The organism is Sphingobium sp. VMM (assembly GCF_056790315.1).
Genome location: NZ_JBXGSI010000010.1, coordinates 152,060 through 174,126, shown reverse-complemented (window position 1 = coordinate 174,126; position 22,067 = coordinate 152,060). Strand labels below are relative to the sequence as shown.

The window sequence follows — 22,067 nt, the reverse complement described above, 5'->3', positions numbered from 1 at the left end:
GCGAGATCAGAGGAGCGCGTCCATGTTGAGATGACCGTCGCGAACCGCGCGCAGTACCAGCTGCGTTCGGCGTCGAACGCCGTAGCGCCGGCGCGCGGATTCAACATATTCGTGCACGGTGTCGCGGCTAAGCCCGAGGATCTGGGCAATCTCCCAATCGCTCTTCCCCTGGGCCACGAGCGCGATACATTCGACCTGGCGCGGACTGAGGGAAACGAACGCCAAGGTCCGCGTCTCTTCGCCGAGCAGTTCGCGCGCCCGGTCATAAGCGACCGAACCCAGCAACCGGGCGGTGAGAATTTCCGCCGCATCCAAAGGTTCATCGCGCGGTCGGGCGACGGTGAAAATCGCCTCAGGTTCACCCGGCGTCCTGATCGGCAAACTATAGCCGGCTGCAAGATCATGATTCTTGGCGCGTTTCAGGATGCTTCGCTGGCGCGACGAAAGCTCAAGCACGTCGCCCACCCGATCCCAGGCGAGCCCCGATGGCGTGCGGGCGCAGGCCGCGTGGATGGGGTCCTCGATATAGTGGCGCTCCTCGAGCACCTCTTCGAGCCAGGCCGGCGGATAGGTGGTGAGGAACAGGCGCTGCCCGCCTCCGTGCCGAAGATCGACATTGTGGAGCAGCGTGAACCAGCGGAAACCGAGTTCCTGCACGGCCGCATCGATGGTGCCTTGCAAATCGCCGAGGTTTCCAGCACGCGCACACTCCTGTGCGAAACGCGTGAGGTCGTCCAGGCGGCCGCAGTCTTTTATCCTGTTCGCCATAGACGATCAAAGCTCGTCGCCAAAAGAACTTCTCGTCCAGCGTTAAGCGGCCAGCGCCGCGATTATCACGGTGAGTTGAGAACGATTCGCAACAAACCTGCTTGGAATGAATCGCCTATGACACTTTGCCTGCTGGTAAAGTGTCATAGGCGACAAAGAACGCTTCATGGTGCGGATTCCGGATTCACATTGATCTTTGTATGTGCTTGATTCAGTCGCGTTATGTTTCATCCCACCACGCCTCTCAAGCCTGCCACCAGCTGCGATATCGCAGCCGTGCTCGAGAGATTGGCGCAAGTCTCAAGCCGCCCCCGCTACGCCTTCATGCTGCTCAACCTAATCGCCCAGGTTGCCGGCCCCGACGGGAGCGCCGGTCCCTGGATCAAGCGGGACAACGAGCTTGTTTCGCTGCGCGACTGGCTTTGCGACGCATTGACGCCCATGGCCCAGCGCGGCCTACGTAACGCAACGTTGGCCGAACGAGTGCACAGAGACCTCATCAGAGGTGGATCGCTCCCGCGCGATGCAGAAGATGCACAGCGGGCGATCGCTGAGGAAATGCGCGTGCGCATTCGAACCGCCGGCAAAAGCAATCTCAGCCGTGCGGTTTCCGAGCTCGTGAATGCAGGATTCCTGCGCCGCCACTATCAGGGCTATCGCGTCGACCACCAAAACCGCGGCGGGCAACGCCACGCCGTCTACACATTGGTTGGGGATGCGCGTCTTCTCGGCCCGACAGCTCGCGGGCCGAAAGCATCGGTCCAAGGTGAATTCGCGTTCACGGGATAAGCGAACTTGCATCCCGCCTGCAGCATTTGAACAGGATTGCCATCAGGATTGATTGACTTCGGCTATCCCAGCCTGACGCAGAAAATCAGCGGCCCCTAGGTTCATGTCGATCTCCATTCCGGATCGGAGCCAATGATAGACGAAAGGCAGGAGCAGCGGATTGCTGGTTCTGCGCTGGAATATGCTGTTCTGAAATTCGCGCGACCGTCTTTCGCATTCGCTATCGTCACAACCTCCCGCGAGCGCCAGTTCCCATAGTGCTTCAGCCTCTGCGCGGGCCAGCTTCTGAGCATCCGCCGCATCACGCTGCCGGAAAGAGGGCATAGCGTGGAAAGTACGCTAAACGATGGAGTGGATGGCTCCCGCTCACCGGCTGAGGCAGACTGCCTCGGCTGAAGAGCGAGGAGACGGACGATGAGTGAGATTGTCACGATTGGGCTGGATATCGCGAAGTCGGTGTTCCAGGTCCATGGTGTAGACGCTGCGGGTCAGGTGGTTGTGACCCGGCAATTGAAGCGCGGACAGATGTTGAAGTTTTTCGCGGCATTGCCTCCGGTTCTGATCGGGATCGAAGCCTGCGGAACGGCGCATCACTGGGGTCGGCAGCTCCAGAACCTGGGCCACGACGTAAAACTCATCCCGCCGATCTACGTGAAACCTTACGTCAAGCGGCAGAAGAACGATGCCGCCGATGCCGAAGCGATTTGCGAGGCGGTGACGCGGCCGACAATGCGGTTCGTCGAAATCAAGTCAGTTGACCAGCAGGCTGGCGGCGTGCTGCACAAAACGCGGGCACTGCTGATCAAGCAGCGGACGATGATGTTCAATGCCGTGCGCAGCCATCTGGCCGAATTCGGTCTTGTGACGGGGACCGGCGTGGCGCAGGTGGTGCGCATGGTCGATCGGCTTGCGAAAGGGGACGAACTCGATCTTCCGGAACTGGCGCGCGAGACACTCGGCGTCTTAGCGCGCCACATTCAGGAACTGCAGGACAAGCTCACCGGGATCGATAAGCAGTTGACCCGCTGGCATTATCGCAACGACGTCAGCAACATCCTTGAAACCATCCCCGGCGTTGGTGTGATCACCGCCTCGGCGCTCGCGTCGATGGTGACCAACGCGCAGAGCTTCAGGTCGGCCCGCCATTTCGCCGCCTGGCTTGGACTCGTGCCCCGGCAAAACTCGTCAGGTGGCAAGACCCGCCTGGGCAAGATTACCAAGGGCGGCAATCGCTACCTGCGACAATTGCTGGTCGTCGGTGCGACTTCAGTGCTGCGGCATGTCCGGGCGGGCAGCGTCAAAGGCTTTGAATGGGCCAAAGCCTTGCTTGATCGCCGTCCGCCCAAGGTCGTGGCCGTTGCTCTGGCCAACAAGATGGCGCGTATTGCATGGGTGGTGATGACGCGCGGCGTCGAGTATGAAAGAAAGGAATTGGCGATCGCAGCCTGATTGGCAGGCGATGGCAAAACAAGGTTGAGGTGTGAAGACCGACTGAAGGCAAGCCATTCGATCCACCGAGCTTCGGCAAACCTGCTTAGCGTACAGGACTTCGAGTCCGCGTAAACGATGAGGAGGCCAGGGCTGGCGGAATCCTTCAAGGCCAGCAGCCGTATAAAGGCTGCACATAAAGGCCGGACACGCGACTGCACTCGATATGGCATGTCAGAACGTCAGAAAATCGCACCGCAACGCGGGAGCCATCCACACGCAACGCTAAGCGAGAACGCATGGCGAACGCTCGATGCGAACGGACGGGCGCTTAATCAGGCGGGCCGTTCGATTCCCATCCTACGCATTTCGCGATAAATGGTCGATCGGCCGATGCCGAGTTGCCGCGCTGCTTCGGTAGGCGAGATACGAGCTTCGACCAGCTTGATGGCCGCATCCACTTTGGACATGTCCAGCAGCTGACGGCCAGGCTGTTTGCCCTTAGCACGGGCGGCGGCAATACCATCTCTGGTTCGCTCAGAAATCAGCCGTCGCTCAAAATGGGCGATGGCCCCAAACACATGGAAGATGAGCTCGCCGGCAGCTGACGAAGTGTCGATCTTTTCTTCAAGGCTCAGGAGCGCGATGCCCTGACCGCGTAGCGTCTCAACCGTGGTGAGAAGTTCGGCAAGCGAGCGCCCAAGCCGATCGAGGCGGACCACCGCCAGCGTGTCACCCTTGCGGGCATAGGCGATTAGCTCAGCCAGACCGGGCCGTTCCATGCTCTTACCTGAAATGACATCGGTGAAGATTTTGATGGCGCCAGCCTTCTCCAGACGCATGGTCTGGCCCGCAACGTCCTGATCGCCGGTGCTGACGCGGGCATAGCCCAGAATATCACCCATGCCGCACGTCTCCCAAACGGTCGTTCTGTGGACGCTATGGAGGGCAGCCGCTGCGCCCCACCCATATCCGTCCACATACTATGTCTCTTTACTCCTCGCTGTCCATAGGCCCAGATGACCTTTTGTGGACAGGAAACGGCATGACGAAGCGCAAGCATCAACTCCTGACCGAGAGCGAACGCGATCAGATACTCGCCATCCCGACCGATCGCGACCATTTGGCCCGGCTCTATACCTTCGAGCCTTCCGATATCGAGATCATCGGCGCGCGACGGGAGCGACGGAACCAGTTGGGCGTGGCGCTGCAACTCGCGCTCCTGCGGCACCCGGGCATCACGCTTGCGCAGTTGATACAGGACAGGGGAGCAATACCCCATGATCTCGCCGCTTTCGTCGCGGAGCAACTTGGTCTGCACGTAACCGAGCTGGCCAACTATGCGGCGCGGGATCAGACAATGACGGATCATGCCCGTGAGCTGGCGGCGCGTTTGGGGCTTCGGGGGCCAACCCGCGCCGATATTCCCTTCATGGTCGAGGCGGCCGCGAGAACGGCATGGGCGACCGACAAGGGGATGACGATTGCGATGGGCGTGGTCACCGCCCTGCGCGAGGCCCGGATTTTGCTGCCGTCCATCTCCACCATCGAACGCGCCAGCAGCGCGGGACGTGCCCGCGCGCGCAAGCAGGCCGCCCACGCCCTGATCGCCGATCTCAGCGCCGAACAGGTCCAGGCCCTCGATCAGCTCTTCGACGCCGCCGGCGGCATGAGCCATCTCGCCTTGCTTAAGACCATCCCCGTCGCGGCCAAGCCCGATCACGTCCGCCAGATCCTCGACCGTCTGAGGCAGGTGCGGAAGATCGGCATTTCCCCCGACGTCGCGGGCCGCATCCACGCGGACCGATTTCGGCAATATGTCAGGGAAGGCCGTGCGTCGCCTGCCTATATGATCGAGCGCTATATTCCCTCCCGGCGACGCGCCACGCTCGTTGCCTTCCTGCTCGATCTTGAAGAACGGCTGACGGACAGCGCCCTGGAGATGGCGGACAAGCTGATCGGCGGCATCTTCACCCGCGCGAAGAACGCTTGAGATTTTGCGCGACACACGCGTCGGAATTTCTCTCGACGAACTGCAAAGACTACGGCGTATCGCGAGCCCTAAAGATGCCCGTCTCCTTTCGCTTGTTTCGGGGCGAGTAAGGCAGCACTACGCGCGCAAATCGACAGCGGCAGATCGCACTGACGACGCGCTTGTCCGCACCATAGATTTGGCCATGAGCAAGTTTTCCGGCAATGGCGTAGGCGAAAAGAGGCTCGCCACACTCGCATTGACGAGCTTGCGTCGCAATGTCGTCTCCTGATTTCAGCGAAAACACGGAACTGGAATGCAAAGGAGCGCTTGGCCTGTTCGTTCTGGCAGTCGGCGCGATTATGCTCCGCCGCCGTCGCCGGGCAATCGGTTGATCGGGAAGGAGCCCATCAGTGCAATTCGACCATGCATATCGATGGGGTCTGAAGGCCGCACAGGCCGGCTTGCCGCGTCACGCCAATCCCTACCGTGCCTCCCATGTTCGGGCAGCATGGGAGATTGGTTATGCAAGCCACGCAAGTGGCGGTCTCGAGCGATACCGCCACCGATAAATCCAGGAAACTTGGAGCCTGATGCCCGTAAACATCTGGGTGTAAAGAACGTCATGTGGCAAGCGGCCAAATCCCCTTCCCGCCTTCTCCATAAATCGGGGCGAGTTCCACCGTGTTGCGACCTGCGGCCTTGGCCCGATAGAGTGCCTCATCCGCGGCCTTGATCAGGAATTTCTGATCGGGATGGCCGGAATGCAGGGCAATGCCGATCGACGCGGTGACACTGAGGCCGCCCGAGCTTCCCGTTTCGAAAATATGGCCCTCCATATCTGCCCGAATGCGCTCCGCTATGTTGGCCGCAGCCTCGATGCCTGTCTCGACTAGGACGATCAGGAACTCCTCGCCCCCGTACCGGAAAACGAAGTCCGTCGCCCGGACATTCCCGACGATCACTTGTGCCACCTGCCGGAGGACTTCATCACCGACCTGATGGCCGTGCCGATCATTGATCGCCTTGAAGTGGTCGATATCGACCAGCATGACGCTGAGCGCTGTCCCGTTCTCCTTCGCGAATGTGACCTCGCGGCCAAGTATGGCAGGCAGGAAACGGCGGTTAAGGGCACGGGTCAGCGGATCGCGTCCTCCTTCCATGGTGCTTAATGTCTGGAAGAGATCAGCGACCAGGAAGGAAATTTCGTCAACTGCGGCGCGCAAATCCGCCAAGGCGGATGAGCCATCCTGACGCTTACGGGGAGCATCCAGCTCTGGCAGGAGCATCTCATCGATGCGCTCGACAAGTCGGACCACAGTGCTGAACTGCGCCGATTGCTCAAACATGAACTGTGCCCGATGCCGAAGCCAAAGTCCGAAGGCGGAATCGCCCAAGCGGAGCAACCCGCCACCAGGGCCAGCTTGCAGAAGCGCGAACAGTGTGTTCTGGCTCCACTCCATCAGGCTGGCGCGCTGCGTCTCTTTGTCGACTGCAGCGTCCTGATCCAGAGAGAAGAGCCGATAGGCTTCATCTAGTCTCGCTCTTGCCGTGGTGTCCTTTACATAGGACTGGCTGATGAGCATGACGGCCGTGTCCATTCGCGCATCAGCAAGTTGAAGCGCGCGAATGCCTACCAACGGATCGACTGCCTGACCCTGCAGCAATTCAGCGAGCCGTGTCTTGATCACCAGCGCGCCTGTCATTACGAGATGGACCGGAATCTTGATGCGAGCGTGGACTTCGCCAATGATCTTCTGGCGGGCCTGCTTTTCGGGGGAGTCGCGAATGTCCTGTCCGGAAAACAACTGCGTGAGCCACTCAATGAGGGAAGAGCTGAGCCTCTCCTGCACCACAGCGTGGTTCAGGAACTGGGCAGCCTCCTGGTCACGAAGCAGCGTATCGTAGAACAAAGCGACGAGTTCACGGCCATGTTCGGCAGCCATCTCCGCGAGAAGTTTGAGCGGCGCATGGGAGTGCCGGCTATGGGCGGGCAGCTTCGCCGACCCTTTGATCCGCTCTTCGTCCGTAAACATCAATGTGATCCCTTCCGCGCCCCTTTAAGGGCGATGCCTTACCCAGTCGACGTCCAATAGAATTGAGAGAATGCGCAGAACGTCAATCATGAGAAGGGCGCCCGGCAATTCTCGTCGTCATCGACCGAACTGCAGTATTTCGTGGCGATCGCTAGAGCACATACCCGCCATCGATCGTCAGACTGGCACCCGTCATGTAACCAGCCGCCGGGCTAATCAGATAGGAAACGAGCGACGCGACCTCCTCCGCTTTGCCGACCCGCCCAAGTGGAATGAGGTCGCGCAGGCGCGGAACCATCGCAGCCGTCAGATCGGTTTCGATCGGTCCCGGCTGGATGTTGTTGACCGTGATACGCCGGGGCGCGAGGTCGAGAGCGACGCCCTTGACCATGGTCGCGACGGCGGCCTTGGTCATGGCGTAGACGCTGCTGCCCTGCGAGCCAGTTCGAATAGCGGTGTTGCTGCCGATCGTGATCACGCGCCCGCCATCGCGCATGCGCGCGGTCGAAGCCTGGATGGCGAGGAAGACGCCGCGCACGTTGACGTCGAGCATCAGGTCGAGATCCTCGAGCGTGAACGCCTCGATTGTCGCGCGGCGAAGGACGCCGGCATTGACAACCACGACGTCGAGCATGCCCAACCGATCGACCGCATGCGCCACTGATGCGGTGATAGCATCGGCATCGGCGCTATCAGCCTGAATCGCGATGGCGCTGCGTCCCAGGCCGTTGATCGCTTGGACAACCTCAGCGGCGCGATCAGGTTGCGAGACATAGGTCAGCGCCAGATCGAAACCATCTCCGGCGAGCCGGTTTGCGATGGCGGCGCCAATGCCACGCGATCCCCCGAACACCATGGCGACCCGAGCGCTCACGGGATCAGCACCAACTTTCCGGTGGTCCTGCGGCTCTCCATATCCGCGTGGGCCTTCGCCGCATCCGCAAGGGCATATTCGCCGCCGATCCGGACCTTGAGCCTGCCGTCCGCGACCCACTGGAAGAGCTGCGCGGCATGCTTGCGAAGCAGTTCCGGGGTATGGATATGGTCGAAGAAGACGGCGTAGCCGATCTTGATGCTCCTGGGCAGGCTCATGATATCGAGTGGCCCTGGCCCACCCAGCACCGGGCCATACCAGCAGAAGGTGCCCGACCGGCGCAGGACGTCGAGTGAACCCTGAAACGTTGTCGGTCCCGATCCATCATAGACGACATGGACGCCCTCTCCATCGGTCAGGCGCAGGGCCTCTTCGGCAAATCGCCCTTCCGTATCGACAATGACGTGGTCGGCGCCCGCCTCCCGGGCGGTGGCGACCTTTTCTTCAGATGAGACCCGACCGATCACCTGGCCGCCGCGCAACTTGATGATCTGGGTCAGGAGCAGGCCAAGACCTCCTGCCGCAGCGTGAACGAAGGCGATATCACCGGGCAGGACCGGATAGAAGTCGGTCGCGAAATGGCTGGCGGTCAGCCCCTGCATCATGATCGAGGCCGCCGTTCGATCGTCGACCGCATCGGGAACCGGCACCAGCGTCGTTGCCGGGATCGCGACCCGCTCAGCATAACTGCCGGGCGCATAGACCCAGGCGACACGCTGGCCGGGCTGAACAGCCTCGACGCCTTCGCCGACTGCCAGAACTCGACCGACGCCTTCGACGCCCAGGATCTTGGGATTGGGCATGTCAGTCCAGGCAATCCCCTGACGCACGCCGATATCCATGAAGTTGACCCCGGCAACCGCGATCTCGACCAGCGCCTCGCCCGGCCCGGCGACAGGCTCCGGTCGCTCGATCTGCTCCAGCACCTCGCGGCCACCGGTCGCGGTCATCACCACTGCTCGCATGTCTTTCTCCTATCTTGAATGATCGTTCAGTAATTGGTCAAAAAAGGGGTCAGCGCAGCGCGCGCATGACCATCTCCTGCAGGGCAGCCAGGGTTGATCGGTCGGCGCCGCCACGCCCGGCGACGCGGATCCCGGCGATATTGGCGATCAGGAATTGCGCGAGAGCCTCGGGATCGAGGCTGGCTGCAACATCGCCCTCACGCTGCGCGTCGCGCATGCGCGAGGCGATGGCCATGTGCAATGTCCTGCCCAGTGCTGCATGGATATCGACAAGGTCCGGCCGCGATGCGCCGAACTCGCAGGTCGAGCCGACGCCGAGACAGGGCGTGGCTGCTGTCTCCACGACGCGCCGCAGCATGGCCCCGATCCCGTCAATGGCGCGCGCGCCGCTGCGAAGCGCCTCGAAATGCGCCGCGCATTCGCCCATGCCGTAGCGCCGCACCGCCGCGCAATAGAGCTGCCACTTGTCGCCGAAGGCCGCGTAGAGGCTCTGCCGCCCAATGCCCATGGCGTCCACGAGCATCTGCGCCGAACTGCCCTCATATCCATGCTCGCTGAACACGGTGATCGCACCGTCCAGGGCAGCATCCGTGTCGAATTCCCGAGGTCTTGCCATAGGTCATGTATAGCGATTCGGGAACGATCGTTCAAGTATGGATACTCGGTTTCCGTGCGACACCCTCAGCGGGAAGCAGCGACCGTGGCGCCTCCCGAGACGGACGAGAGTCGGCTAGTTTCGCTGGGCTTGGGTTCGCCCGGTCGCCGCGAGGATGAACGGATAGCCCGATGACCTCGGCCGCTGCGTTACCTCTTCGAGCGAGGCGAAGCTCGGGGCGTGCGGGCTTCAGCTTCCGCAGCCTCTCCACTCTGTTCCATATTCTTGAGATCGCGCTCAATGCGGAGCCGCGAGGCGCTGCAGTTCGGTTATGAACTCGTCGCCCCGGCGGCCCGGTTGTGATGGGAGCGAGCACTGCGTGGTAAAGGTGTCTGATCGACGCCAGGCGTCGCGATCAGTCACCAGCGGGACTGCCGTATTTTCAGAGGCGCTTCGCCCATCCTCTGCTGATCGTTCGATTTTTCGGCCGAACAGGCATTGTGCAAGTGCAACCCATAATATATGTTCAATTGAACATATCATGGAGTCTACATGCCGACAGAAGTCGCCATTCATCCTCTCCCGTCGCCCCGAGGCCGCAGGCAGAAGGATATGGTTGGTGGCAGACAGGAATTGCTGGCGGCTGCCATCTGCGCATTTTCGCATGACGGGTTCGAGCGCGCAGATCTGAGAGGAATCGCATCGGCCGCTGGCGTCAGTCAAAACCTCATCCGCGTGCATTTCGGAAGCAAAGCTCAACTCTGGAAAGCCTGCCTGGAAGCGATAACACAGAGCACGACCGGAATAATCGCGGAAATTTCCAAGATTGCCTCAGACGATAGCCGTTCGGTTCATGACCGACTTTGCGACGCGATTACGCGCATAATCTATTTTTATTCGGACCATCCCTATGTGAGGGATTTTGTCGTTCGGCACGCAGCGGATAGGTCTGAGCGGTCGACATTGGTTACGGAACAACTGATCCATCCTGCCTATGAAAGTTGTCGGACGCTTTACGAGGCCGGAATCGCTCAGGGCATAATCAGGGCCAGTCACCCTGCGCTCTTTTTCGCGTTGCTGAGCGCCGCTGCCAATCAACCCGCCAGCTTTCCTACTGTCCTGCGATCGCTTGCTCCCGAGATCCCTGAGGACGCCGCCCGAATTCTCATCGCAGAGACCATCGTCGAGACTTTGCTCCACGGCGAGCCATGCGCTCCGCCGCGGTGAACCTCAAAGGGGAGGTACTTAACCTTTCTGCAGGCTGCCGAGTGCCTGCGCAAAGAAACACAGCAGAGGGACTCGCCTGCTCGCAGGCATTGCCGCTCTGCCGCCGCAGGAGATTGAGCATGTCGATCGATGAACACCAAACCGACCCCCTCGACGGCCTCGCCGAGACGCTCGATCACGCAGCGGCTGCGATGGTGGCTCAGGCAACGCATGGCCTGTCTCCCGCAACGCTTGTTCAGGCATGGTCGGACTGGGCGCTCCATCTCGCCATCTCTCCGGGCAGGCAGTTGCAACTGGCTACCAAGCTGGGTCGCAAATATATGCGACTGGCTGATTATGCAGCCCGGCGCGCCGGCGATCCCGACACCCTTCCCGCAATCGAGCCGCTGCCCCAGGACCGCCGCTTCGACGACCCTGCCTGGCGGGAACAGCCCTATGATCTTCTCGTGCAGGCATTTCTGCTGACCCAGCAATGGTGGCACGCCGCCACGACGGGCATAAAGGGCGTGGACCGTCATCATGAAGACATGGTTGCGTTCGCGGCCCGCCAAATCCTCGACATCGTCGCGCCGACGAACATTATCGCGGCGAATCCCGTGCTCCAGAAGCGGATCGTCGAAACAGGCGGGCGCTGCCTCATCGACGGCATCGAGCATCTTTTCGAGGACATGAGCCGCCTTGCACGAGGGGAATCACCGGCGGGAGTTGAGGCGTTCCCGGTTGGCGAGACTGTTGCCGCGACGCCAGGAAAGGTCGTCTATCGCAACGAACTGATCGAACTGATCCAGTATGAACCGACGAGCGGGATGGTCCATCCGGAGCCGGTGCTGATCGTGCCCGCCTGGATCATGAAATATTATATTCTCGATCTTTCGCCGGACAATTCGCTGGTCCGCTGGCTGGTGGGCCAGGGTTACACGGTCTTCGCCATCTCCTGGCACAATCCGGGCAGCGCCGACCGCAACCTCGACATGGACGCCTATCGACGGCTGGGCGCGATGGCAGCGATCGATGCCATCCACGCGATCTGCGGCGACGCGCATATCCACGCGCTGGGTTATTGTCTCGGGGGCACATTGCTGTCCATCGCCGCAGCCGCAATGGCGCGCGATGGCGACGACAGGCTGGCGAGCGTCACCCTGCTCGCGGCCCAGACCGAGTTCAGCGAACCCGGAGAACTTGGCCTTTTCATCGATGAGTCCCAGCTCAATCTGCTCGAGAACATGATGTGGAGCCGGGGCTATCTCGACAGCAGCCAGATGGGCGGTGCGTTCGAGATTCTGCGTTCGAACGATCTCGTCTGGTCGCGGATCCTCACCGAATATCTGATGGGCGAGCGTGCGCCCATGAACGATCTCATGGCGTGGAACGCCGACGGCACGCGCATGCCTTATGCCATGCACAGCCAGTATCTGCGCCGTCTGTTTCTCGATGATGATCTGGCCGAAGGCAAATACAAGGTCGACGGCCGGGCTATTTCCCTGTCGGCGCTGCGCAAACCGATGTTCATCGTAGGAACCGAACGCGACCATGTCGCGCCGTGGAAGTCGGTCCACAAGATCCACATGCTCTCCCCGGCCTCCATCCGCTTCGTGCTGACAAGCGGCGGTCACAATGCCGGCATTGTATCGGAGCCGGGCCACAGGGGGCGTCGCTACAGCGTGCTCGATCGTGTGGAAGACGGCCCCGTGCTCGACGCGGAGGAATGGCTTACGCGCGCCGAGCCGCATGAGGGAAGCTGGTGGACCGCCTGGGGCGAATGGCTGGTCGACCATTCGAGCGAGCCCGTCCCGCCTCCCCCGATGGGATCGCCCGACAAGGGATATCCCGCGCTCTATCCGGCACCTGGCCACTATGTGAAGGAGCGTTGAGCGATGGCCGGTCCAGCGATGATCGAAAACCGCACCTTCGATGAAATCGAAGTTGGCGACACCGCATCGGTCACACGAACGCTCGAGCCGGAAGACATTCAGCTTTTCGCCCTGGTGTCTGGCGACGTCAATCCGGCTCACCTCGACGCGCAATATGCCGCGACCGACATGTTCCGCCACGTCATTGCCCACGGCATGTGGGGCGGCGGCCTCATCTCCGCCGTCCTCGGAACGCAACTACCCGGTCCTGGCACCATCTATCTGGACCAGTCGTTGCGCTTCCGCCGCCCCGTCGCACCGGGCGACACGATCACCGCCTCGGTCACCGTCGTCGAGAAGCGTGCGGAGAAGAAAATCCTGATCCTCGACTGCCGCTGCGCCAACCAGCATGGCGAGGATGTCATCACTGGCCAGGCCCAGGTGATCGCGCCCGGCGAAAAGGTGCTGCGCCCGCGCGCGGAGCTGCCGGACGTTCGCCTCAACGATCATGACAAATATCGCCGGCTGATGGAGCTTGCCGGTGGTAGCGATCCGGTCCCGACGGCGATCGTGCATCCTTGCAGCGAAGCCGCCATCACTGCGGCGCTCGATGCGGCGCAAGCCGGATTGATCGCCCCGATCCTCATCGGGCCCGATGCGAAGATCAAGGCCGCAGCCACTGCGGCCTCGCGCGCGATCGACGGTTTCCGGATCGTGCCGGTGGCGCACAGTCATGCCGCAGCGGCCAAGGCGGTGGAACTGGTGCGCACGGGCGAAGCGCAGCTCGTCATGAAGGGATCACTGCACACGGATGAACTGATGGGCGCGGTAGTCTCTTCCGCTACAGGCCTTCGCACCGAACGACGGATCAGCCATGCCTATGTCATGGACGTGCCTGGCCGGCCGACACCGCTCATCATTACCGATGCCGCTATCAACATCGCCCCCTCCCTCGAGGAAAAGGCCGACATCATCCGCAACGCCATCGATCTCGCGCATGTGATCGGCATGGAGGCGCCCAAAGTCGCGATCCTCGCTGCGGTCGAAACCGTCAACCCGGCAATGCCTTCGACGCTGGATGCGGCGGCGCTCTGCAAGATGGCGGATCGCGGGCAGATCAGCGGCGGCATTCTCGATGGACCCCTCGCCTTCGACAATGCGGTCAGCGAGGCCGCGGCCAGGGAAAAGGGTATCGTTTCCGAAGTTGCGGGCCATGCGGAAATTCTGGTCGTGCCCAACCTCGAAGCCGGGAACATGCTGGCCAAGCAGCTCACATTCCTGGGCGGCGCCGACGCGGCCGGTATCGTGCTTGGCGCGCGCGTGCCGATCATCCTGACGAGCCGTGCCGACAGCCTGCGCACGCGTCTCGCGTCCTGCGCAGTGGCGGTGCTGATGGCGCGCGCCGTGACGCCGGCAGCCCCTGGATTGCCCGGGGGCAAGAGTGCATGAAGGCGGTCGTCAGCCTCAATTCCGGCTCGTCGAGCATCAAATTCTCTCTCTTCGCCATGGAGCCGGGAGGCAGCCTCCAACTCGCGGCCGGCGGAAAGATCGAGAAAATCGGGATAGTGCCAGCGCTGAAGGCCCGAAGGACGGACGGTACGATCCTGCTCGATCGCACCTGGCCGGATGGCGCAGGCCTTACCCACGCCGACTTGCTGGCCGATCTTTTTTCCTGGGCGATGCAGCATCCACTTGAAGGCTATGAGATCGCCGCCATCGGACACCGCATCGTCCATGGCGGCACAGAATTTTCCGTCCCGCGGCGCATCGATTCTGAATTGATCGACAAGCTGGAAGCACTTTGTCCGCTGGCGCCCCTGCATCAGCCCCATAACCTGGCTGCCGTCCGGGCGATCACCAAGCTTGATCCCGACCTGCCTCAGGTCGCCTGCTTCGACACCGCTTTCCATCATGACAAGCCAGCCCTCGCCTCTCGTTTCGCAATCCCCCGTGCGCTTCACGACCAGGGCATCCGTCGCTACGGTTTTCACGGCCTTTCCTATGAATATATCGCCCGGCGCCTCGCCGCGATCGACCCGGCGCTGGCCTCGGGCAAGGTCATCGCCGCACATCTGGGCAATGGCGCGAGCCTTTGCGCCATGGCGGCGGGGCAAAGCGTCGACACGACCATGGGGTTCACCGCGCTCGACGGTTTGATGATGGGCTCCCGCTCGGGCAGTCTCGACCCCGGTGTCGTGCTGCATCTCATGACGCAGATGGGCATGGGCGCCAAGACGATAGAGGATATGCTTTACAGGCAATCGGGCCTTCTGGGCGTGTCGGGCATTTCCAGCGACATGCGCACGCTTGCCGCGAGCGACGCACCCGAAGCGAAAGAAGCGATTGATCTCTTCGCCTGGCGGGTAGCCCGTGACACCGGCGCCCTTGCCGCTTCGCTGGAGGGTGTGGACGGGATCATCTTTACTGCTGGCATCGGCGAAAATGACGCGGGCATGCGCAGTCTTATTGGTCGCCGGCTCCAATGGCTGGGCCTTGAGATCGATGATCGCGCCAATGCTGCAGGTGAGACGCTGATCAGCGCCCCCGAGAGCCGGATCAAGGCCCTCGTCATCCCCACCGACGAGGAACGCATGATCGCAATTCACACGCTCAGCCTGCTGCAGGAGACCGCCCAATGACACCGCTTGTAGATCTGACCGGCAAGCGCGGCCTCGTCATCGGGATCGCAAACGAACATAGCATCGCGGCAGGATGCGCGGAGGCATTTGCCCGGTGCGGCGCCCGGCTTGCCGCCACCTATCTCAACGAAAAGGCAAAGGACTGGGTCCAGCCTGTCGTCGACCAGCTCGGCGTCGAATGGACTGCGCCGTGCGATGTACGCATCCCCGGCGAACTCGAGGCGCTTTTCGGCCAGGTGCAAGAACGCTGGGGTGGCCTCGATTTCCTGCTGCACTCGATCGCCTTCGCGCCGAAGGAGGATCTCCACGGTCGGGTGGTCGACAGCAGTGCGCAAGGCTTCTCGACGGCGATGGACGTGTCCTGCCACAGTTTCCTTCGCATGGCGAAGCTCGCCGAACCGCTGATGGCAACGGGCGGATGCCTGCTTTGCGTGACCTTCTATGGTTCGGAGCGGGTGGTCGAACACTATAACCTGATGGGTCCCGTCAAGGCGGCCCTGGAAAGCGCAACGCGCTATGTCGCCGCGGAACTGGGCGCCAAAGCCATTCGGGCACACGCTATTTCACCAGGGCCGATTGCCACCCGCGCCGCAAGCGGAATCGACCGGTTCGACGAGTTGCTCGATCGGGCTGCCGCGCAGGTTCCCGCAGGAAAATTGGTTGACGTAAGCGACGTCGGCGCGCTGGCCGCCTTCCTCGTCAGCGATGCCGCGAAGCGGATCACCGGCACGATCATTCCGGTCGATAACGGGCAGCATCTTTTCGCGTGATCGTTCGGGCTGCCCCTCTTGCCCTCGCAGCCAGCGCCGTACTGGCGTCGCAGGCGCACGCGCAAGCTGCTCTGGAGTATGTCGTCCAGCGCGCAGGCAACCGCGATCAGAGCGGACATATCCTTGTCGATGTGCGCGTTCTCAATGCCGGGGCGGCCGCGCAGGAGGTTCGCCTTCCCGACGAGGTTGCGGCCGATCTGGTCAGCAACGGCACGTATCGAAAGGTCTGGCTGCAACGAGGCGAAAAACAGGCTGCGGTTCTGACGATCCGGGCCAATGGCTTTGCGGCGGCGCGCTACCGGATCGACTTTCAGGACGTCATGGACGGCGCGGCCTTGTCCATTCCCTCCTGGTCAACGCAGCAAATCCTCCTGACGATCGGCGTCGATCCTGAGGCCGACCGCTCTGCCCCGGTCGCCCTGACTGCCGCGCCCTCGCTCACGCCTCCGACCTCTCCGCAGATATCGCCAGACTCCGTCACACCATCGCCGACAGACCGAACCCGGGGCAATGCTTTCATCCCCAATCTCTCGGTCTACGAACCGATCTATGCGGTCTATGGCCCCGGCACCAACACCGACGCACGCATCCAGATCAGTTTCAAATATCAGCTGTTCGGAAGTCGAGCGCGGATGGACCGCTCTCCCTCGCTGATCGACGGCCTCTATTTCGCCTATACCCAGCGCATGTTCTGGGACGTGGCGGCGAAATCCTCGCCCTTCCGCAATATCGATTATCAACCCGAGCTCTTCTATCTCTCGCCTGCCCTGCCCGTGTCAGATAAGGCCACGATCAGCGGCCAGATCGGCCTTCGCCATGAGTCCAATGGACGCGATGGCGCAGCCTCGCGCAGCCTCAACATGCTCTATCTGGCCCCGATGGCCGGCTTCTCGCTCGGCGAGGACCGAAGGCTGACGATCGCGCCGCGGCTGTGGCTCTATCTCGGAAACCTTTCGGACAATCCTGACATTCGCCGATATCGCGGCAATAGCGGGCTTTTCATTGAGGCCAGCGAGGATGATGGGCTGCGCGTCTCGGCTTCTACCCGTCTCAACCTGGGTAGCGGCAAGGGAGCTCTGACCGCCGAGCTCTCCTACCCGTTCCGGCGTATCCTGGGCGGAGGCCCGGACTTCTATCTCTTCGGCCAGGGCTTCACCGGCTATGGCGAAAATCTGCTCGACTATAACAAGCACGTGACGCGCCTGCGGATCGGCGTGGCGCTCGTGCGATGAACGCTCAAGGAGGTATAGCGTGAAGCTGCGGGGCCCTATCGTCATTCCCATTCTGGCCGTCGTCCTCATCGCCCTGGCTTTCGGGCTGTGGTGGATGTTTGGACGCACCGACAAGCTCCCCGATACCATCGTGCGCGGCAACGGCCGTCTCGAGATGACGCGCACCGATATTGCCGCCAAATATCCTGGCCGCCTGATGTCGCTTGACGTCCATGAAGGTGATCTCGTCGGGGCGGGGCAGGTCATCGCCCGGCAGGATGATGTAGACCTCAAAACCCAACTCGCCGGAGCGCTTGCCAAGCGCGAACAGGCAGTATCCGCCCTCATGCGCGCGCAAGGGGAGCTCGCCGCGCGGGACAGTCAGGCTCAGCTCGCCCGCATCGACTGGGTCGAGACCGGCAAGCTGCGGGAGCGTGACATGGTCTCGAACGTCGAGCTGGAGCAGCGTCGCCTGGCCTTGGGTGCTGCGCAAGGTGGCGCCCAGGCGGCGGGCGGCGGTGTCGGCGAGGCACGCTCGGCCATTGCCCAGGCCGACGCCCTGATCGCGCAAACCAGAGCCGGCCTTGCCGACCTGCGGATCATCGCACCGACGCCCGGGCGCGTCGAATATCGGATCGTCGAGCCTGGAACCATGTTGCCACCGGGCGGCAAGATCGTGTCGCTGGTCAATGCCGAGGATGCCTGGCTCACCATCTTCCTGCCCGCTTCGGTCGCCGGCAAGATCAGGATCGGCGACGAGGCACGCATTCTTCCGCAGGGTTTTGGCGACGCCATTCCCGCGCGCGTCAGCTTCGTGGCGCCCGATGCGCAGTTCACGCCAAAATTCGTCGAGACGGCCAGCGAACGCGAGAACCTGTCCTACCGGGTGAAGCTGCAGATCGCGCCTGATCTCGCCCGTGGCCTGGACGGAAGGCTGAAAGCCGGCATGACGGCGGACGGGTTCGTGCGCACCGATACGCGCCAGCCCTGGCCCGACCTCACCAAGATCGACAAATGATCCCGCCCGCTCAGATCCTCCCCGAAGAGGCGATACGGATCGAAAGCCTTTCGCATCGATATGGCGGTATCATCGCCTTGAACGAGGTTTCGCTCTCCCTGCCCAAGGGGAAGACCACCGCGCTGGTCGGGCCCGATGGCGTAGGCAAGTCGACGCTGCTCGGCCTCATATCCGGCGTGAAAAAGCTGCAAACGGGACGTCTTTCGGTTCTCGGCTTCGATCTCACCGAGCGTCGCAAGCGGGAGGAGTTCCTTTCCCGCGTCGCCTATATGCCCCAGGGGCTTGGTCGCAATCTCTACCCGACGCTTTCCGTCCGCGAGAATATCGACTTCTTTGGTCGCCTCTTCGGACTGTCTGCAGTCGAGCGGGAAGCGCATATGCGGCGCTTGCTGGACGCGACGGGGCTTGCACCCTTTCCGGACCGGCCCGCCGGCAAACTTTCGGGCGGCATGAAGCAGAAGCTGGGCCTGTGTTGCTCGCTGGTGCACGATCCGGATCTGCTCATCCTCGACGAACCCACCACGGGGGTAGACCCTCTTTCACGACGGCAGTTCTGGGAACTGGTGGATGCGATGTGCGCGGAGCGGCCGGACATGACCGTGCTGGTCTCCACGGCTTACATGGAAGAGGCAGAGCGCTTTGGCCACCTCGTGGCGATGGACGATGGCAAGGTGATCGCGCAAGGGGATACGCGCGAGATCATGCGTGACGCGGGCGCGGATACGCTCGAAGCCGCCTATGTTCGCCTGCTTCCGCAAGACAAGCGGCCATCGGGCGACGCGCTGGTCGTGCCGGCCTGGCAGGACAAGGGCGAAGCGCCGGCAATCGAGGCGCATGATCTGACGCGGCGCTTTGGTGATTTCGTAGCGGTCGATCATGTGAGCTTTCGCATCGGACGCGGCGAGATATTCGGTTTTCTGGGCTCGAACGGCTGCGGCAAGACCACGACCATGAAGATGCTGACCGGCCTGCTCGATGCGACGGACGGAACGGCCAGCCTTTTCGGGCGGCCGATCGCCCCCGGAGACATGGAGACGCGCATGCGCGTGGGCTATATGTCGCAGGCCTTCTCGCTCTATGAAGAGCTTTCGGTTCGCCAGAACCTGGTCCTTCATGCGCGGCTCTATCGCGTGCCACGCCAGCAGGCAGGCGAACTGGTTTCGGCCGCGCTTGCCCAGTTCGAGCTCGAAGCCCATGCCGATGCCGTTCCCGCCGCTCTGCCGCTCGGCATACGGCAACGCCTGCAACTCGCCGCCGCCTGCCTCCATCGACCCGAGATCCTGATCCTGGACGAGCCCACGTCCGGCGTCGATCCGGCGGCGCGCGACATGTTCTGGCGCCATCTGATCCGCCTCTCGCGCGATGAAGGGGTAACGATCTTCGTCTCCACCCACTTCATGAACGAGGCGGAACGGTGCGACCGCATATCGCTGATGCATCGCGGGCGGGTTCTGACGGTCGGCGCGCCGACGGAACTCACACAGCGATATGATGCGCAGCGGCTCGAGGATGCTTTTATCGCTGTCCTCGAGAAGGATAATGACGAAGCGCCGACTGCTTCCGCCCATCTGCCGGTCGATGCTTCGGTCGCTTCGTCCACTCCTGCCGCCGGTGCGCGATCGACGGCTCCCGGCCGGCCGCGATTACCAACCGCTGCCGGCAGCTGGCCGGGCTTCGCCTGGGCCTTTGCCCGGCGCGAAGCGACCGAACTCATGCGCGATCGCATCCGGCTCGCCTTCGCGCTGATCGGCCCGATCATCCTGCTGTGCATTGCAGCCTACAGCATTTCCTTCGACGTCCAGAATATCCGCCTTGCCGTTCTCGATCATGACCGCAGTGCCGCCAGCCGTGACCTGCAACTTTATTTTGAAGGGTCACGCTATTTCCGGGTTGAGCCCGAACTTGCGAGCGACGCGGCCGCCGATCAGGCGCTGCGCGAGGCATCGACCAAGATGGTGCTGGACATACCCCCCGGCTTCGGACGCGATCTGACCGCAGGGCGGCGGCCCGCGGTCGACGTGCGGATCGACGGCGCGAGTCCTTTCCCCGCGTCGAACGCCCGCGCTTATGCCGAGGCTGTTCTCCTTCGCTACGCAATGGACCAGTTGCGGTCCGCGCAGCCCTTCGCTGTGCCTGATCTCTCGTCCACAATCGAACCGCGCTTCATCTACAATCAGGAGTTTCGCAGCATCTACGCCATGGCGCCGGGCGTCCTGATGCTCTGCATGATCCTCATTCCCGCGATGCTGACGGCCCTTGGGGTCGTGCGCGAAAAGGAAATCGGCTCGATCACCAATCTCTACGCTTCGCCGGCGAGCCTGGGCGCATTCCTGGTCGGCAAGCAGATGCCCTATGCCCTTCTTGCGATGATCAGTTTCGTGACGCTGATCCTGGTGACTGTCTTCATTTTGGGAGTACCGCTCAAGGGGTCCTTGCCGGCCCTTCTGATCGGCGGGTTCCTCTTCATTCTGTCTGTCACCGGGCTGGGGCTGATGATCTCGGCCTTTGTGCGCTCGCAGGTCGCCGCCATCTTCGCGACATCCCTCATCTGTCTTATTCCGTCGGTGAACTTCTCCGGGCTCCTTTACCCCGTTTCCACCCTGACAGGCCCGAGCCATATCATCGGGCTGACCTTCCCCTCCTCCTGGTTCCAGATCGTCAGTCTCGGCACATTCACCAAGGGTCTGGGCATGGCCAGTTTCGGCCAGGCCTATCTGGCCCTGATGGCGCTCGCATTCCTCTTCGTGGGCGGCGCACGCCTGATGCTGGGAAAGCAGGAGAAATGACGCGCTGGATTCTCAACGTTGCGCTTCTGAGCGGCAAGGAACTGCGCAGTGTCATGAAGGATGTGACGCTGATGGCGCTTATCCTCTTCGCTTTCACCGTGGCGATCCAGCTTGTTGCGAACGGGGTACGCGCAGAGGTCATGAACGCTTCGGTCGCGATCATGGACGAGGATCATTCCGAACTGTCGCGCCGGCTGCGCGATGCCATCCAGCAGCCCTATTTCAAACCACCCGAGGACATCGAGCGATCCGCGATCGGCCCTGCGATGAACAGCGGAAAATATATCTTCGTCATCGAAATCCCGCCCCGCTTCGAAGCCGATACGCTCGCGGGCCGGTCGCCTTCCGTCCAGATTCTCGTCGACGCGACCGCCATGACGCAGGCAGGTCTGGGCGCTGCCTATTTCCAGCAGATATTCGCGCAGGAAACGCTCGACTTCCTCCATGCCCGGGGCCTCCTGGAGGCGCTGCCGGTCCAGGTCGAAAGCCGGATGCATTTCAATCCCAACGCCCAGTCGGCCTGGTATACCTCGGTCATGCAGATCGTCACCAACGTGACGGTGCTCTCGATCATCCTCGTCGGCGCGGCGGTGATCCGTGAGCGTGAGCATGGCACGATCGAGCATCTGCTGGTGATGCCCGTGCGCGCCAGCGAGATCGCCTTCGCCAAGATCCTTGCCAACGGCCTCGTCATCCTGCTGGCCTCGATCGCGTCCCTCTGGTTCGTCGTTCATGGCGTTCTGGGCGTGCCGCTGACCGGATCTCTCCTGCTCTTCACTGCCGCGATGTTTCTCTACCTCTTCTCGGTCACCTCGCTCGGCATGTGGATGGCAACGCTCGCGCCATCCATGCCGCAGTTCGGGCTCTTCGCAGTGCCCGTCTACGCCATCGCTTATCTGCTCTCGGGAGCGGCAACGCCGCTCGAGAGCATGCCCTCGGCGATCCGGACGATTGCGCTATGTCTGCCGACCACCCAGTTCGTCAGCCTCTCCCAGGCGATCCTCTATCGCGGCGCGGGCGTGCGAACGATCCTGCCGGAACTCGCGATCATCTGCGGCTCGGGCGTGTTCTTCGTGGCGATGGCCGTCAGCCGCTTCCGTTCGATGCTCTCAAGGCAGGGCTAAAGGTCATGGATGACA

At 62.2% G+C, this 22,067-nt stretch carries 19 protein-coding genes and 1 pseudogene; 13 read left to right on the top strand and 7 right to left on the bottom strand.

The window, feature by feature from the left end; genetic code table 11:
* Positions 1–6 precede the first annotated feature (6 nt).
* Complete coding sequence (locus tag ACUCV3_RS14930) at positions 7–768, bottom strand: helix-turn-helix transcriptional regulator (protein ID WP_482240714.1); 762 nt, start codon at positions 766–768, stop codon at positions 7–9.
* 222 nt (positions 769–990) lie between these two features.
* Here ACUCV3_RS14930 and ACUCV3_RS14925 point away from each other — a divergent pair, with 222 nt between their 5' ends.
* Positions 991–1,557 (top strand): hypothetical protein, encoded by a 567-nt coding sequence (locus ACUCV3_RS14925; protein ID WP_069335890.1) that lies wholly within the window; start codon positions 991–993, stop codon positions 1,555–1,557.
* Positions 1,558–1,599: 42 nt separating this feature from the next.
* On the opposite strand, the gene ACUCV3_RS14920 is transcribed toward ACUCV3_RS14925, so the two are convergent.
* The gene (locus ACUCV3_RS14920) at positions 1,600–1,881 is read right to left on the bottom strand and encodes an S-4TM family putative pore-forming effector (RefSeq protein ID WP_313326529.1); all 282 of its coding nucleotides are present in this window, start codon (positions 1,879–1,881) and stop codon (positions 1,600–1,602) included.
* Positions 1,882–1,971: 90 nt separating this feature from the next.
* Here ACUCV3_RS14920 and ACUCV3_RS14915 point away from each other — a divergent pair, with 90 nt between their 5' ends.
* The gene (locus ACUCV3_RS14915; RefSeq protein WP_010338606.1) at positions 1,972–3,006 is read left to right on the top strand and encodes an IS110 family RNA-guided transposase; all 1,035 of its coding nucleotides are present in this window, start codon (positions 1,972–1,974) and stop codon (positions 3,004–3,006) included.
* A 314-nt stretch (positions 3,007–3,320) separates the two neighbouring features.
* On the opposite strand, the gene ACUCV3_RS14910 is transcribed toward ACUCV3_RS14915, so the two are convergent.
* On the bottom strand, positions 3,321–3,890 hold the full coding sequence (locus ACUCV3_RS14910) for a recombinase family protein (RefSeq protein ID WP_313326528.1): 570 nt from the start codon (positions 3,888–3,890) through the stop codon (positions 3,321–3,323).
* A gap of 140 nt (positions 3,891–4,030) precedes the next feature.
* Here ACUCV3_RS14910 and ACUCV3_RS14905 point away from each other — a divergent pair.
* Positions 4,031–4,975: pseudogene (locus tag ACUCV3_RS14905) on the top strand (DUF4158 domain-containing protein); the annotation flags it as partial.
* A gap of 395 nt (positions 4,976–5,370) precedes the next feature.
* Positions 5,371–5,529, top strand: coding sequence for a ribosome modulation factor (locus tag ACUCV3_RS14900; protein ID WP_419555358.1), 159 nt, complete (start codon positions 5,371–5,373; stop codon positions 5,527–5,529).
* A 51-nt stretch (positions 5,530–5,580) separates the two neighbouring features.
* Here the strand turns inward: ACUCV3_RS14900 and ACUCV3_RS14895 are convergent, their stop codons facing one another.
* From ACUCV3_RS14895 to ACUCV3_RS14880, 4 genes are all read right to left on the bottom strand, one after another.
* Positions 5,581–6,993 carry a diguanylate cyclase gene (locus tag ACUCV3_RS14895; RefSeq protein ID WP_036526763.1) on the bottom strand — a complete coding sequence of 471 codons (1,413 nt, stop codon included), beginning with the start codon at positions 6,991–6,993 and terminating at the stop codon, positions 5,581–5,583.
* A 151-nt stretch (positions 6,994–7,144) separates the two neighbouring features.
* Positions 7,145–7,867 (bottom strand): SDR family oxidoreductase, encoded by a 723-nt coding sequence (locus ACUCV3_RS14890; RefSeq protein WP_232016162.1) that lies wholly within the window; start codon positions 7,865–7,867, stop codon positions 7,145–7,147.
* Entirely contained in the window at positions 7,864–8,832 is a 969-nt protein-coding gene (locus ACUCV3_RS14885) for a quinone oxidoreductase family protein (protein WP_482240713.1), read from the bottom strand. The genes ACUCV3_RS14890 and ACUCV3_RS14885 overlap by 4 nt, the downstream gene beginning before the upstream one ends.
* A gap of 49 nt (positions 8,833–8,881) precedes the next feature.
* Positions 8,882–9,448 carry a TetR/AcrR family transcriptional regulator gene (locus ACUCV3_RS14880; RefSeq protein ID WP_004207065.1) on the bottom strand — a complete coding sequence of 189 codons (567 nt, stop codon included), beginning with the start codon at positions 9,446–9,448 and terminating at the stop codon, positions 8,882–8,884.
* A gap of 531 nt (positions 9,449–9,979) precedes the next feature.
* Here ACUCV3_RS14880 and ACUCV3_RS14875 point away from each other — a divergent pair.
* From ACUCV3_RS14875 to ACUCV3_RS14835, 9 genes are all read left to right on the top strand, one after another.
* The gene (locus ACUCV3_RS14875) at positions 9,980–10,654 is read left to right on the top strand and encodes a TetR/AcrR family transcriptional regulator (protein ID WP_017503672.1); all 675 of its coding nucleotides are present in this window, start codon (positions 9,980–9,982) and stop codon (positions 10,652–10,654) included.
* Positions 10,655–10,773: 119 nt separating this feature from the next.
* Positions 10,774–12,525 (top strand): PHA/PHB synthase family protein, encoded by a 1,752-nt coding sequence (locus ACUCV3_RS14870; protein ID WP_004207062.1) that lies wholly within the window; start codon positions 10,774–10,776, stop codon positions 12,523–12,525.
* Between the two features lie 3 nt (positions 12,526–12,528).
* Positions 12,529–13,953: a bifunctional enoyl-CoA hydratase/phosphate acetyltransferase gene (locus tag ACUCV3_RS14865; protein WP_004207061.1), complete on the top strand. Its 1,425-nt coding sequence runs from the start codon at positions 12,529–12,531 to the stop codon at positions 13,951–13,953.
* A complete protein-coding gene (locus ACUCV3_RS14860) occupies positions 13,950–15,143 on the top strand; it encodes an acetate/propionate family kinase (protein WP_004207060.1) in 1,194 nt (397 codons plus the stop codon). Before ACUCV3_RS14865 ends, ACUCV3_RS14860 begins: the two co-directional genes overlap by 4 nt.
* A complete protein-coding gene (gene fabI, locus ACUCV3_RS14855; protein ID WP_004207059.1) occupies positions 15,140–15,913 on the top strand; it encodes an enoyl-ACP reductase FabI in 774 nt (257 codons plus the stop codon). Before ACUCV3_RS14860 ends, fabI begins: the two co-directional genes overlap by 4 nt.
* Positions 15,910–17,145: a phospholipase A gene (locus ACUCV3_RS14850; protein ID WP_036526765.1), complete on the top strand. Its 1,236-nt coding sequence runs from the start codon at positions 15,910–15,912 to the stop codon at positions 17,143–17,145. The genes fabI and ACUCV3_RS14850 overlap by 4 nt, the downstream gene beginning before the upstream one ends.
* Before the next feature lie 19 nt (positions 17,146–17,164).
* Complete coding sequence (locus ACUCV3_RS14845) at positions 17,165–18,142, top strand: HlyD family secretion protein (RefSeq protein ID WP_004207057.1); 978 nt, start codon at positions 17,165–17,167, stop codon at positions 18,140–18,142.
* A complete protein-coding gene (rbbA, locus tag ACUCV3_RS14840) occupies positions 18,139–20,928 on the top strand; it encodes a ribosome-associated ATPase/putative transporter RbbA (protein WP_004207055.1) in 2,790 nt (929 codons plus the stop codon). Before ACUCV3_RS14845 ends, rbbA begins: the two co-directional genes overlap by 4 nt.
* Positions 20,925–22,052 carry an ABC transporter permease gene (locus ACUCV3_RS14835; RefSeq protein ID WP_017503204.1) on the top strand — a complete coding sequence of 376 codons (1,128 nt, stop codon included), beginning with the start codon at positions 20,925–20,927 and terminating at the stop codon, positions 22,050–22,052. Before rbbA ends, ACUCV3_RS14835 begins: the two co-directional genes overlap by 4 nt.
* The last annotated feature ends 15 nt before the right edge of the window (positions 22,053–22,067 follow it).

Coding starts and splice junctions, on each gene's coding strand:
- ACUCV3_RS14930 (WP_482240714.1), bottom strand. CDS start 768: ATGGCGAACAGGATAAAAGACTGCGGCCGCCTGGACGACCTCACGCGT.
- ACUCV3_RS14925 (WP_069335890.1), top strand. CDS start 991: ATGTTTCATCCCACCACGCCTCTCAAGCCTGCCACCAGCTGCGATATC.
- ACUCV3_RS14920 (WP_313326529.1), bottom strand. CDS start 1,881: ATGCCCTCTTTCCGGCAGCGTGATGCGGCGGATGCTCAGAAGCTGGCC.
- ACUCV3_RS14915 (WP_010338606.1), top strand. CDS start 1,972: ATGAGTGAGATTGTCACGATTGGGCTGGATATCGCGAAGTCGGTGTTC.
- ACUCV3_RS14910 (WP_313326528.1), bottom strand. CDS start 3,890: ATGGGTGATATTCTGGGCTATGCCCGCGTCAGCACCGGCGATCAGGAC.
- ACUCV3_RS14895 (WP_036526763.1), bottom strand. CDS start 6,993: ATGTTTACGGACGAAGAGCGGATCAAAGGGTCGGCGAAGCTGCCCGCC.
- ACUCV3_RS14885 (WP_482240713.1), bottom strand. CDS start 8,832: ATGCGAGCAGTGGTGATGACCGCGACCGGTGGCCGCGAGGTGCTGGAG.
- ACUCV3_RS14880 (WP_004207065.1), bottom strand. CDS start 9,448: ATGGCAAGACCTCGGGAATTCGACACGGATGCTGCCCTGGACGGTGCG.
- ACUCV3_RS14875 (WP_017503672.1), top strand. CDS start 9,980: ATGCCGACAGAAGTCGCCATTCATCCTCTCCCGTCGCCCCGAGGCCGC.
- ACUCV3_RS14870 (WP_004207062.1), top strand. CDS start 10,774: ATGTCGATCGATGAACACCAAACCGACCCCCTCGACGGCCTCGCCGAG.
- ACUCV3_RS14865 (WP_004207061.1), top strand. CDS start 12,529: ATGGCCGGTCCAGCGATGATCGAAAACCGCACCTTCGATGAAATCGAA.
- ACUCV3_RS14860 (WP_004207060.1), top strand. CDS start 13,950: ATGAAGGCGGTCGTCAGCCTCAATTCCGGCTCGTCGAGCATCAAATTC.
- fabI (WP_004207059.1), top strand. CDS start 15,140: ATGACACCGCTTGTAGATCTGACCGGCAAGCGCGGCCTCGTCATCGGG.
- rbbA (WP_004207055.1), top strand. CDS start 18,139: ATGATCCCGCCCGCTCAGATCCTCCCCGAAGAGGCGATACGGATCGAA.
- ACUCV3_RS14835 (WP_017503204.1), top strand. CDS start 20,925: ATGACGCGCTGGATTCTCAACGTTGCGCTTCTGAGCGGCAAGGAACTG.